The sequence below is a fragment of the Winogradskyella schleiferi genome (genome assembly GCF_013394655.1).
Classification (GTDB): Bacteria; Bacteroidota; Bacteroidia; order Flavobacteriales; family Flavobacteriaceae; genus Winogradskyella; species Winogradskyella schleiferi.
The window spans coordinates 1,382,978-1,395,501 of sequence record NZ_CP053351.1; the positions used below are offsets into that span (position 1 = coordinate 1,382,978).

12 protein-coding genes are annotated in these 12,524 nt (G+C 33.4%); 5 read left to right on the forward strand and 7 right to left on the reverse strand.

Annotated elements, in window-relative coordinates; all coding sequences use genetic code 11:
* Positions 1-69: 69 nt before the first annotated feature.
* Together HM990_RS05990 and HM990_RS05995 are read right to left on the reverse strand one after the other, a co-directional pair.
* Entirely contained in the window at positions 70-1,062 is a 993-nt protein-coding gene (locus tag HM990_RS05990; protein WP_178988058.1) for a glycosyltransferase family 2 protein, read from the reverse strand.
* Positions 1,063-1,515: a type I restriction enzyme HsdR N-terminal domain-containing protein gene (locus HM990_RS05995; protein WP_178988059.1), complete on the reverse strand. Its 453-nt coding sequence runs from the start codon at positions 1,513-1,515 to the stop codon at positions 1,063-1,065. It abuts the gene before it with no gap.
* Positions 1,516-1,641: 126 nt separating this feature from the next.
* On the opposite strand from HM990_RS05995, the gene holA reads away from it, so the two are divergent.
* Complete coding sequence (gene holA / locus HM990_RS06000) at positions 1,642-2,649, forward strand: DNA polymerase III subunit delta (RefSeq protein WP_178988060.1); 1,008 nt, start codon at positions 1,642-1,644, stop codon at positions 2,647-2,649.
* Between the two features lie 8 nt (positions 2,650-2,657).
* On the opposite strand, the gene HM990_RS06005 is transcribed toward holA, so the two are convergent.
* From HM990_RS06005 to HM990_RS06025, 5 genes are all read right to left on the reverse strand, one after another.
* Positions 2,658-3,755, reverse strand: a complete 1,098-nt coding sequence (locus HM990_RS06005; RefSeq protein ID WP_178988061.1) for a T9SS type A sorting domain-containing protein — start codon at positions 3,753-3,755, stop codon at positions 2,658-2,660.
* A 176-nt stretch (positions 3,756-3,931) separates the two neighbouring features.
* Positions 3,932-4,534, reverse strand: coding sequence for a DUF6090 family protein (locus tag HM990_RS06010; protein ID WP_229719391.1), 603 nt, complete (start codon positions 4,532-4,534; stop codon positions 3,932-3,934).
* A 360-nt stretch (positions 4,535-4,894) separates the two neighbouring features.
* Positions 4,895-5,521, reverse strand: a complete 627-nt coding sequence (locus HM990_RS06015) for a tRNA (guanine-N1)-methyltransferase (RefSeq protein WP_178988063.1) — start codon at positions 5,519-5,521, stop codon at positions 4,895-4,897.
* Positions 5,522-6,110: 589 nt separating this feature from the next.
* A complete protein-coding gene (locus HM990_RS06020; protein ID WP_178988064.1) occupies positions 6,111-7,559 on the reverse strand; it encodes a glyceraldehyde-3-phosphate dehydrogenase in 1,449 nt (482 codons plus the stop codon).
* Positions 7,560-7,697: 138 nt separating this feature from the next.
* On the reverse strand, positions 7,698-9,101 hold the full coding sequence (locus HM990_RS06025) for a trypsin-like peptidase domain-containing protein (protein WP_178988065.1): 1,404 nt from the start codon (positions 9,099-9,101) through the stop codon (positions 7,698-7,700).
* 159 nt (positions 9,102-9,260) lie between these two features.
* Here HM990_RS06025 and dapF point away from each other — a divergent pair, with 159 nt between their 5' ends.
* Genes dapF through HM990_RS06045 form a run of 4 tightly spaced genes read left to right on the forward strand, consistent with a single transcriptional unit; the run spans position 9,261 to position 12,513 of the window.
* Positions 9,261-10,040 (forward strand): diaminopimelate epimerase, encoded by a 780-nt coding sequence (gene dapF, locus HM990_RS06030; RefSeq protein ID WP_178988066.1) that lies wholly within the window; start codon positions 9,261-9,263, stop codon positions 10,038-10,040.
* On the forward strand, positions 10,034-10,558 hold the full coding sequence (locus HM990_RS06035; RefSeq protein ID WP_178988067.1) for a GNAT family N-acetyltransferase: 525 nt from the start codon (positions 10,034-10,036) through the stop codon (positions 10,556-10,558). Before dapF ends, HM990_RS06035 begins: the two co-directional genes overlap by 7 nt.
* Positions 10,559-10,560: 2 nt before the next feature.
* Complete coding sequence (mltG, locus tag HM990_RS06040) at positions 10,561-11,604, forward strand: endolytic transglycosylase MltG (protein WP_178988068.1); 1,044 nt, start codon at positions 10,561-10,563, stop codon at positions 11,602-11,604.
* A 3-nt stretch (positions 11,605-11,607) separates the two neighbouring features.
* Complete coding sequence (locus tag HM990_RS06045; RefSeq protein WP_178988069.1) at positions 11,608-12,513, forward strand: DUF2279 domain-containing protein; 906 nt, start codon at positions 11,608-11,610, stop codon at positions 12,511-12,513.
* Positions 12,514-12,524: the final 11 nt, after the last annotated feature.

The following is a 12,524-nucleotide window of genomic DNA, read 5'->3' on the forward strand; positions in this document are numbered from 1 at the left end:
AGCAAAATTATGTAAAAGAATAGAGCACTAAACAACGATTAACAAAAATTTTAACAGTTTTATAAACAATTAAAATGTTTTTTTATTTTTTATGAAATAGGACCATACAATGGAGTCCATTTCATAGTAACCTGGAAGTTTAGCTAAGTCTTCACGTTGTTTTAAAAGACGCGGTAGATTAAAGTAAAAAGAGCCATGTGCTTTAAGAATAACAAAAAGAAATGCTGGTTTCAGTTGCAATAAAAATCGAACGGCAGCAATACCATCGAGCAACATCCTAGCTAAAATTTTAAAAATCACATTTGAATCTGTATTCTTAAATAACGTAAACAAACTATTTCTAAAATTAAGATATGTTTTTTTTGGATTGGTATTACTCAATGTTGCGCCACCGAAATGGTATATGGTCGAAGTGCCAACATATTTAGTTTTATAATTTTTGTTGAACGCTCGCCAACACAAATCGATCTCCTCCATGTGTGCAAAATAGGACTCGTCGAAACCATTTAAATCCTTAAAAACAGCATTTCTAATAAATAGACAAGCACCTGAAGCCCAAAAAATAGTTTTGATGTCGTTGTATTGACCAAGGTCTTTTTCAATGGTATTAAAAATGCGACCTCTGCAATACGGATAGCCAAATTTATCTATAAAACCACCAGCTGCACCAGCGTATTCAAAATGCGATTTATTATTATAATCTAATATTTTAGGCTGAATGATTGCTGTATTTTTATTGGCATTAAATTCTGAAATTATAGGGTGAAGCCAATTTTCGGTCACTTCAACATCGCTATTAAGCAAGCAGAGTAGTGGCTCTTCAACGTGTTTCAAAGCATCATTGTAGCCTTTGGCATAACCACCGTTTTCAGTATTCTGAATGATTTTTACCATTGGAAAATGCTTAGATACAAAAGCAATAGAATCATCACTTGAAGCATTATCTGCTAAATAAATGCCCGCATCTTTAGAATATTTTAAAACTGAAGGTAGAAATTTTTCGAGTAGCGATTTTCCATTCCAGTTTAATATAACAACAGCAAGATCTTTGGTTTGAAGCATTTAGTTGGTTTTATATTCTGGAATCGTTTTTAAAAACGAATAGCGTTCATTTTCCATATCCATCTCACAATAATAATGATTTAAACCATTAGTTACCATTAAATAAGTGGCATTTAAGACTAAATTATAACGCGCAATCTGGTCAAAAGTAGTTTGTTCAATTTTAATGTTGTGCGATTTACATTCCACAATCAAATGAATACTACCATCCGAATTAAAAATTACAATATCATATCGTTTCTTTAAACCATTTATAGTCAATTCTTTTTCAACATTTATCAATGATTTCGGGTATTTTTTGTCATTGATTAAATAGTGAACGCAATGTTGTCTTACCCATTCTTCTGGTTGGAGGATGATGAATTTTTTCCGAATGACATCAAATATAGAAACTTTATTTTCTGTACTTTTGAAACGGTATTCAAACTTTGGAAAGTTGAGTTCTTGTAACACTTAAATCGTTAATTTTATTCAAATTTAAGGACATAGACACAATATCCAAAGCACAAATTCCAAATTCCAAAATCATGCATTTTATTTTAGGAATTTGAAATTTTGAACTTGGAATTTATATAAACTTTGGACGACGTAAAACAATTAGTTTCTGCTATAAAAAAGGGCGACCTTAAACCTATTTATTTTTTAATGGGTGAGGAGTCGTACTATATTGATAAGATTTCCGATTTCATTGAGGATCATGTGCTCGATGAGGCTGAAAAAGGGTTTAACCAAATGGTACTTTATGGTCGTGATGTCTCTATTGACGATATCGTTAGCAATGCCAAGCGTTACCCAATGATGGCAGAACGGCAAGTCGTCATTGTAAAGGAAGCTCAAGATTTAAGCAGAAGTATAGAGAAATTGGCGCAATACGCGGCTAATCCGCAACCGTCAACGGTTTTGGTTCTAAATTATAAGTACAAAAAGATTGATAAACGAAAGGCGTTGTATAAAGCGATCAAAAAATCGGGAGGCGTGGTTTTTGAAAGTAAAAAAATGTACGAGAATCAGGTTTCCGATTGGATTAGACGTGTTTTAGCTGGACAGAATTATAATATTTCCCCAAAAGCCGCCCAGATGTTAGTGGAATTCTTAGGGACAAATCTCAGTAAAATTGACAATGAACTCAACAAACTGAAAATCGTTTTACCTGAAGGCACTCAAATTACACCAGATCATATTGAAGAAAATATTGGCATCAGCAAAGACTACAATAATTTTGAATTACGAAAAGCTGTTGGTCAGCGTAATGTGGTAAAAGCGCACCAAATTGCTAAATATTTTGCTGATAATCCTAAGGATAATCCTATGGTGGTTACTGTTGCTTTGTTATTTAATTTCTTTTCACAATTATTGCACCTTCACGGTATGTCTGACAAAAATCCAAGAAGTGTAGCATCGGCTTTAAAAGTAAACCCTTATTTTGTTAACGAATATATTGATGCTGCAAGAAATTATCCAATGAAAAAAGTGAGTTACGTAATTGGTGTATTGCGCGACTTTGATGTAAAAAGCAAAGGTGTTGGTGCGAATGCCGTTTCTCAAGGCGATTTACTTAAAGAGTTACTGGTTAAAATTCTAGGTTAGATAGCATTTCAATATTGTTCAACAATCAATCGTTTTATATTATAACTGTTGTTTTGTAGATTTTCAATTTGAACAATATAAATTCCTTTTGATAGTTCTGAAATATCAATGTCGGATTTACTCGAAGTTTTTACCAACTGTCCGGTAATGGAATAAATTTTTGTCCAACAATTTTCAGTATTAATGCTAAAATAATTTTGAGCTGGATTCGGATAGATGGAAATAGGATTATCCTGATAATTTTCAATAGTTAGAGTTGGAGTATCAAAGCGATATAAGGCTTGAGAATTCGAATCACTTTCCTCAGCGGAAACAAAATATTCGGTCATATTTATTGGAATAATTCCTTCAATTTGGATCGAATAATTTGCAGGTACTTCCACTGATGTTTTTACGATTGTACCATTAGAAAAGAGACCAGAATGAAATCCATTTAACTGAATCAAAAAAGCACCATTGAAATCGTAACCGCATAGTAGAATGGTGTCGCTCAAACTGTTAAGAGTAGCGCCAGATATTAAACCTTGACTGTTAATGGTGTCTATCATCGATATACTATGTGTGCCTATGGTTTTAGGAAGTTCGTAAATATTTGTTTGTCCGTTGAGCCAATTCTTACTAAAAATGTATAATTTATTGTCGAAGTGAATTAATCCTTCCGCATCAAAATTGGTAGCTGTAGGACTTGTCGTAAAATCGGTTTGGTTAGCATAACTAAAGTTGATGATCTCAGCAGTTACTGAAGTATTTGCAAAATAATCTGTTTTAACAACGCGGTAAACCTTCAAATCTGTTCGGTCACCGCGATAGTTTCCAAAATCTCCAATGTAAATATAAGTATCATCATGAGTTAGATCTTCCCAATCAGTGTTTGTAGCATTGGTTATAGTTACAGTTCTGCTAATTTCTCCTGTTGTTATATCAATTTCATGTAATTGATTGGAAGCTTCAGAATCGTTATGTGTAATTAGTGTGTTATTCAAATAGAGTAGCCCTGAAGTTTCACTTAATGCTGAATTGAGACTTGTTTCTAAGGTTAGTTGTTGTGCTGAAACAGTAATTGCACCGAGTAAAAAGATATAATTTAAATTAAAACGTTTCATCATTAAAGTACTTAAGAGACTCTAAATGTAATTATTTCAGAAGATTAAGACGTTAAAAGGGGTATGGAATGTACTAATTTGGGTTAAAGTGAAGATTTTTATGCCTTTATGCGCTTAAACATTATTCGTTTAAATCATTTCAACAATTTATCAATTAACTCAAGTATTTCTTTCGACTTTTATTTTACTTTTAAATGTCCACTAATAGTATTTTCAAAAGTAAATTGTCTCAATTCCAAAGCGGTTGTAAAATTACCAACAAATTCTTTTTCGTCTATATTATTCCATAATATTCTGTCAACTATATTCCCCTCTGGTTTATTTGCATTTAGCAAGGGGAAACTTTTTGAGTAATTGGACATCACATTGAGGTAGGAACCTAGATTGCTTTCAAACCGTTTTAGTTGGTCTAATTGCAAACTATTTAAATCCATTAATTTTTCCGTTAATGTCTTATTTAGTAATTCAATATTACCTGATGAGATAATAGTGTTAAAAGTATTGTTGGAATAATCTCTTTTAACACGAAAAGAAAAATCGAATTCAGTCCTAGCTATTTTTATAATCGTATCAATAGTGCTGGAAGGATGATAAATTCTATTTAGATAGTTGGACGTGATTTCGTTATCTGCAATTTGTTTATGGATTACCACATTTATATCAAGCGTATCTTTCGTTAGATCGTTCATTAACGATTTCATATAAAAAACCTTTAGTTCGTCATTCTTGTTATCCTGATTCCAATTATTTATCTGAAGAGCAATCAGTATGCCAATTACCACAAGAATAATCTCTCCAATAGCATATATGAGATATTTTCTAAATTTATTTTCAGTTAATAATCGTTACCGAATTTTTCTAAAGAATTTTATCATTTTTTAAAGATTGGTCGGAATGATGGAAAAGGTCTAAAATGTAAAGACACTACAATGTTGTATTATAACGTTTCTATCTATCAGTTGACTGAGAAATTTTCTTTGATTATTTTCATAAAAAAATCCGTAATTTTAATTACGGATTTATATTTTGTGAGGTTTAATTTTTTTATTTTTTTAGTTGAAGCTTTGCTCTATTTATTATCAGTTAGTCATAATAAGTCTTGGTTCTTGATTCTTAAAGCGAAGCGGTCTAACTATCTTTATTTAAGACTTCTGCTTATTCAATTCGTCTTGTAATTGACGTCTCACTTTTTGCTCGCGCTCTAAAGCGTTTCTTCGGTGCTCTTCAAATTCGGTTTCTACTTCTTCGAGCTTAAGCTTTGCTTCACGTGTTGAAGAATTACTGCCTTTAAACTTATAGATAAAGAATAATAAAAATGCTAATAGCGCTGCAATAATAGACCACATAATAACATTGTAATTGGTCTTACTGGTTTGCATCCCTAAAAGTGCCATGTTATTTTTTTCAGAGTCTGTTTGCTCTAAGTTAGTCTGCGTATTTGCAAGTTTGGTTTTTAAATCTTCAATTTCCTTGACTTGATTCCCAACTACTTTTTCAGAATTTTCTAACTTTTCATAGGTTGTTTTCAATGAATCAAGCACGTGTGATTTTAAAGTTAGAAGCCAAGAATACTTAACAGCTTCATATTTCTGTCCATTAGTGCCTTTAAAGTTACCTGATTTTCTGAATATATACTCAAATTGGCTGTCAATGGTACCACTATTTAATGATAACTTATCTTCTTCATCGTCGTTGTTTGACTGCGCGTTTACGGAATGGAAACTAAATGTAACTAAAAGAATTACAATAACTTTGGTTAAGAATTTCATCCTAGAGGTAATTTTTGGTTGTATGAGATTAATTGGTTGCCAAGATAATAATTTTATGAGTATTTCATAGATAATTACCAAACAAATAGCCTCATAAAATTATGAGGCATTTTATATACGATAGAAATTCAATTTTAGATGTTGATGGTGCTTAAATGTGAAATATTTGTAATATCGTCCGTGTCTAAAGTATATTGATACAAATCGTTTTGGCCAATTCATATTAAAATTCCATTATTAATAATGACATCAAAGCTGTTCACATCGATAGAATTTACTAATTGGGAATTCATTGGGGTTAGAGACATCAAAGATCTTTATTTTATTGTCGCAAACAAACAAATAGTTATTGTTAAGTCCTAATCCTATTGTTCTATTAAATTTCTTCATGAAACCAATACAGGGTTGGTAACCTGTGTAATATTATAAATTTCTAAATATTATAAAAAGAAGGATAAACGGTTCTTCAAATGAAAGGTGAAATAGGTATTATCTATCCAAGAGATGCAGAAATAAGGAAATGGTTGCGTGTACAACAAAAAAAATCTTGCCGTTAGACAAGATTTTTATTTTCCTTTTTCAAAAATTTCTAATAATAGGCATAGCGTCTAACCTTAGAAATATACTTTGCCAAACGAATCACTTGGTGGCTGTAACCATATTCATTATCATACCATATATATAGTATAACGTTTTTTCCGTCTTTTCTAACAATAGTAGCTTTACTATCATAAATGGAAGGTGCCGAACTGCCAACAATATCGCTTGATACGAGTTCGTCACTCATTTCGTATTTGATCTGTTCCACCAAATCGCCTTCGAGTGCATACTTTTTCATTATGGTATTCATGCTTTCAACAGAAGTTTCATTTTCTAATTCTAAACTGAGAATCGCCAACGAACCGTTTGGTACTGGAACTCGAATAGCATTTGATGTTAATTTGCCTTCCAGCGAAGGCAATGCTTTACTTACGGCCTGACCTGCACCTGTTTCTGTAATGACCATGTTAAGTCCTGCTGCTCGGCCACGTCTGTATTTTTTATGAAAATTATCCACTAAATTTTGGTCATTGGTGTAGGCATGAATGGTTTCTAAATGCCCAATTTTTATGCCAAAAGAATCCTCAACGGCCTTCAATATTGGAGTAATGGCATTTGTGGTGCAAGATGCTGCTGAGAATATTTGAACCTTATCAGGATCGTATTCATTTTGGTTAACGCCATGAACAATATTTGGAACACCTTTGCCTGGAGCTGTGAGTAAAACTTTATCAACACCTTTAGATTTCAAGTGTCTGCTTAAAGCTTCTTTATCTCTAAACGCTCCAGTATTATCAATAACTAACGCGTTACTAATGCCATATTTTGTATAATCAATATCTTCTGGTGCATTAGCCGAAATGACATTTACCGTTGTGCCGTTGATGATTAAAGCTGAGTTTTTTAAATCGGTACTGACCATACCAGAAAAATCACCATGTACAGAATCATTTCTCAATAATGAGGCGCGTTTTTCTAAAACCGTTTCATCAATATCTCCTCTGGTAACTATGGCTCTTAATCGCAATTGTGTTCCTTTTCCGGTACGTGTCATTAACTCACGTGCTACCAAACGACCAATTCTGCCAAAACCATATAGAATAACATCTTTAGGTTCAATGGTTTTATTGTTTTTCGCATTGCCTAATTTGGCGGCAACAAAAGCAGTTGCATTGCCGTATTTCTGATCTTCTAAATGAAATTCATAGGTTAGTTTTCCAATATCCAGCTTAGCAGGAGGTAAGGTTAGCGCGCTAATGGCTTGTGCAATTTCAACCGAATCAAAAATAGAAATTGGTTTTTGGACAAATTCGCCAGCATATTCATGTAAATTCAAAATTTCACTCACATTTCTGTCGATGAGTTGATTTCTGAATAAGACCAGTTCGATTGACTTATCATACCATAAGTCGCTCACAATTTTAATAAATTCTACCGTTGCCCTTCGACGGTCTGCCTGAAACGCTAACTCTTTTTCGTAAGTGTCATTAAAACCCATATGTTATTTAATTTATAGTGGTTAGATTTTGCGAAAATACTATATTTCAAACGTTTTCGTAGCACATTTTGTCGAAAATAAAAACCCTTCAAAGAATATTACTTTGAAGGGTTAGTATGGTCTATAAAAGGTTTGTTTTTATCTAAAGTTAAAGACCACTTTTTCACCATCTGTATTTATTACTTCAATTTGAAGTGGTTCATTATATTGTCTTGTTTTAACAGCAGTTTGAGCATCGTCAATGGAATATAATTTCTTACCATTGATTTTAGTGATAATGCTTCCTTCTTCAACGCCATTTTTGTTCCAAGATAGCTTGTTGGCATTATCCAATTTCGAAATTTTTACACCATAGTCAGCATTAAAACGTTTTAAGTCCTTGTCTGCGGCATTTTTAATTAGACCTATCGTTGGCATCATATAGGTTGACGGTTTTAATAAGGTAACCGATACAACTTCTTCGTCACCATCTCTTAGTAAAGTGACATTCACTATATCATCAGGACTTTTAGTTTTTAAATATCCTGTTAAATCAGAAAACTTATTGATATTCACATTATCAACTTTCTTAATAATATCTCCAGATTGAATGCCTGCTTCTTCTGCTCCAGTATCCTCTTGCACTTCACTGACATAAAATCCTTCTGTTGTTTCTGTTCCTAATTCTTCTGCTGCTTTACTATTTAGAGCACCACCAACAACACCAAGAATTCCATTTTGCACATTACCGTATTCCATTATATCGTTAACAATTTTTCGAGCGATATTACTTGGAACGGCAAATGAATACCCAATATAAGAACCAGTTTGAGACGAAATGGCCGTATTAATTCCTATTAAATCGCCATTGGTATTTACCAATGCACCACCAGAATTTCCGGGATTTACAGCAGCATCTGTTTGTATAAATGATTGGGAATGGTTACCAGACAAATCTCTAGATTTTGCACTGATAATACCTGCAGTAACCGTAGAATTTAAATTAAACGGATTTCCAACAGCCAACACCCATTCTCCGATTTTCGCATTATCCGAATCGCCAAAAGCCATAAATGGTAAGTCGTCGTCAGTTTCTATTTTCAATAAAGCAATATCAGTAGTTTCGTCTGTACCAATCAGCTCAGCACTATAAGATTTATTATCATTTAGAGTGATGCTAATTTCATTGGCATTTTTTATCACGTGGTTATTGGTCACAATATAACCTGTTGGCGAAATTATGACGCCACTTCCGGTACCAACTTGTGCACGTTGTGAGCTACGACCATAAAACAAGTCGCGCATTGACGTTGGTCCAGTTAAAATAGCCGTATTTTTTACATGCACTACAGCATCCAAGGATTTCTCTGCAGCTTCTACAAAATTTGGTGCCATTACGGAAGTGCTGGTAATGGTATTATTTGTAGGAACAAAAACAGGAAAGTCAGACGACTGTTCAACAGCTAATGGTTGTGATTCATTTTCAAAAAAAAGTTTGTAACCTCCCAATGTCAATAAACCACCTAGAACTGAAATAAACATTAAAGTTAGAATCTTCTTCATTTTTTTATTCGATTTAAGTATTACTATTCATTTTTACTAACGATTAAAATTAGAAATTTATTGATTTCAATTTTATATTTAACGACTTTTTAACGTCAACTTTAACGACCGTTTAACAAGTCGTTTTACCACCTAATATTCTTATATTTGCCTTCAACTATGAAAATGACATTTTATAAATATCAAGGAACAGGTAACGATTTTATCATCGTAGATAACCGTTTACAGACTATAAACAAAAATGATACCAAGCGTATTGAGCAGTTATGCGACCGACGATTTGGCATAGGAGCAGATGGTTTTATTCTGTTGGAAAATGATGAGCGTACAGATTTTAAAATGGTCTATTATAATGCGGATGGTAATCAAAGCAGCATGTGTGGTAATGGAGGACGTTGTATTGTTGCTTTTGCTAAATTCTTAGGAATAATTGAGAATGAAGCCGAATTCATGGCTATTGACGGATTGCATAAAGCAAAGATTGAAAACGAAACCGTTCATTTGCAAATGCAAGATGTTTTAGAAATACAGACCTTTGAAAAGCATCATTTTTTAGATACAGGTTCGCCGCATCATGTGCAAATGGTTTCAGGTATAGCGGATTATAATGTGAAAGCTAAAGGTTCAGAAATTAGATACGGACGACCTTATAATGACGTTGGAAGTAATGTGAATTTTGTAGAACAACTAGCAAAAGATAATTTTGCAGTGAGAACTTATGAAAGAGGCGTGGAAGATGAAACGTTTTCTTGCGGAACAGGAGTTACAGCAGTGGCTATAGCTATGCATAAAGCTGGCAAAACTGAGAGCACTTCTGTAAGTTTGAAAACACCAGGAGGTCAACTTAAAGTTAGCTTTGATAGTAATGATAAAGGTTACCACAATATCTGGTTGATTGGACCAGCAGTACAAGTTTTTAAAGGCGTCATAGAATGGTAAGCCTAAAAGGAAAACATATTCATTTAAGAGCTTTGGAACCTGAGGATTTAGAGTTTGTTTATAGCATTGAGAATGACACATCACTTTGGCACTTAAGCGATACGCAGACACCATATTCCAGATTTGTAATTAAACAATATCTCGAAAATGCACAGCAAGATATTTTTGAAGCGAAACAATTACGTTTGGCAATTTGTAATTCAAAAAATGATATTATAGGTTTGATTGATGTTTTTGATTTCGATATTAAAAATAAACATGCTGGTATTGGAATCCTGATTCAAGATGCAGGCAATCGAAATCTGGGTTTTGGTAAAGAAGCCTTGAATTTATTAATAAATTATTGTTTTCAAACGTTGCATTTACATCAAGTTTATGCTAATATTTCAGAAGATAATTTAGCCAGTTTAAATTTGTTCGAAGCTAATGGTTTCAAAAAAATAGGATTAAAAAAAGAGTGGCGTTTCAATGGAAAGAACTTCACTAATGAATATCTATTACAACGAATTAACGATTAACTATGTACATTAAAAAAATTCTATGGGCAGTTGCTCTCATTGGTTTGGTGATTTGTGGCGTGTTTGCTTATTACATATATAACGCTATGTTTGCCCCAAACACAAATTTTAATAATGAAGTTGCCTACATTTATGTGCCAACTAATGCGGATTATGCAGAAGTCCGTTCACAATTAGAACCACTATTAGAAGATATTGATGCGTTTGACGCTTTGGCCAATCAGAAAAAATATACAAACAATATAAAAGCGGGACGTTTTGCCATTTCTAAAGGCATGAACAATAATGACATCATCAATTCCATAAGAAGTAAAAATCTTCCGTTGAAAATTGCATTCAACAATCAGCATAGTTTAGCAGATTTAGCTGGAAGAATAAGCACACAGATTGAAGCCGATAGTTTGCAATTAATAACGGCAATGACAAATGAAACGTTTTTATCTAAAAACGGTTTCAACAAAGTAACAGCTTTGGGTATGTATTTGCCAAATAGTTATGAGTTTTTCTGGAATACCTCTGCGGAAACCTTTAGGGATAGAATGTTAACAGAGTACAACCGATTCTGGACAGTTTCCAGAAAAGCTAAAGCCAAAAAACTCAATTTAACACCTAATGAAGTCATAACCTTAGCATCAATTGTACACGAGGAATCCAAGCAAGCCGATGAGCAACCGAGAGTTGCTGGCGTGTATCTCAATAGATTGCGAATCGGTATGCCGTTACAAGCCGACCCAACATTGAAGTTTGCAGCTTATCAATTGCCTTTATATAAAAATACCATTATAAGACGTGTTTTAAATGTACATAAAAGTATTGATTCTCCATACAATACCTATAAAAATGCAGGATTACCTCCAGGACTAATTGCGATGCCAGATTTATCGGCAATTAAAGCTGTGTTAAATCCTGAAAAACACAGCTACCTTTATTTTGCTGCTGATGCCAAACGTTTGGGTTATCACAAATTTGCCAAAACATTAGGTCAGCATAATAATAACGCAAGGGAATATCAAAGGTATTTGTCTTCTCAAGGGATTAATAAATAAGATTTGAAGCGGGTTTTATGCCATATCGTATTGTTCTTATTGACAAGTAGCTCGGTATTTTCACAATCTAAATTCAATTCAGTTTTAAAGCCTAGTGATTCATTAAATATATCACGCAGAAATACGGTTGTCATTTCACAAACGGCTTTGGCTTCAGCAACATTGATTGGGCTCAATCAATTATGGTATGCCGATTATCCGCGTTCCAATTTTAAAACCTTGAACGATAGTGGCGAGTGGTTGCAAATGGATAAAATGGGTCATGTGTTTTCGTCCTATCAATTAGGAAGGTTGGGAGCGAACAACTTAAATTGGGCAGGAGTAGGTGAAAAAGACCAGTTGCTTTATGGTGCTACCTTAGGATTTGGATTTCTGACAATCGTTGAAATTATGGACGGTTTTTCTGAAGAATGGGGTTTTTCATGGACAGATATGGCTGCCAATGCATCAGGAACAGGATTATATGTTGGTCAAGAATTACTATGGAATGAACAACGTATGGTGTTGAAATATTCATTTCATAGGACTCAATATGCAAAACAGCGTCCCAATAAATTAGGCAATGGGTTTTCTGAGGAATTTCTTAAAGATTACAATGGGCAAACCTATTGGTTGAGTGCCAATATCAATTCATTTTTAAAAACAGACACAATTCCCAATTGGTTGAATATCGCTTTCGGTTATGGCGCAGAGGGCATGTTAACAGGAGAAGCAAATGACCCTCTATTTTTAAACCAGAATAGAAGACGTCAATTTTACTTAAGTTTAGATGTCGATTTAACGCGGATTAAAACAAATTCTAACGTTTTAAAAACAATTTTCGATGTTTTTAACATGATAAAGATCCCATTTCCTGCTTTGGAACTGAATGATAAAGGTCATGTAAAATGGCATTATATCTACTTTTAAAGAGGTTTTTG

What these genes read in the sequence shown, in the direction of transcription:
- HM990_RS06020 (WP_178988064.1), bottom strand. Translation starts at nt 7,559, where the DNA reads ATGGGTTTTAATGACACTTACGAAAAAGAGTTAGCGTTTCAGGCAGAC.
- mltG (WP_178988068.1), top strand. Translation starts at nt 10,561, where the DNA reads ATGTACATTAAAAAAATTCTATGGGCAGTTGCTCTCATTGGTTTGGTG.
- HM990_RS05990 (WP_178988058.1), bottom strand. Translation starts at nt 1,062, where the DNA reads ATGCTTCAAACCAAAGATCTTGCTGTTGTTATATTAAACTGGAATGGA.
- HM990_RS06025 (WP_178988065.1), bottom strand. Translation starts at nt 9,101, where the DNA reads ATGAAGAAGATTCTAACTTTAATGTTTATTTCAGTTCTAGGTGGTTTA.
- HM990_RS06015 (WP_178988063.1), bottom strand. Translation starts at nt 5,521, where the DNA reads ATGAAATTCTTAACCAAAGTTATTGTAATTCTTTTAGTTACATTTAGT.
- HM990_RS06035 (WP_178988067.1), top strand. Translation starts at nt 10,034, where the DNA reads ATGGTAAGCCTAAAAGGAAAACATATTCATTTAAGAGCTTTGGAACCT.
- dapF (WP_178988066.1), top strand. Translation starts at nt 9,261, where the DNA reads ATGAAAATGACATTTTATAAATATCAAGGAACAGGTAACGATTTTATC.
- HM990_RS06005 (WP_178988061.1), bottom strand. Translation starts at nt 3,755, where the DNA reads ATGATGAAACGTTTTAATTTAAATTATATCTTTTTACTCGGTGCAATT.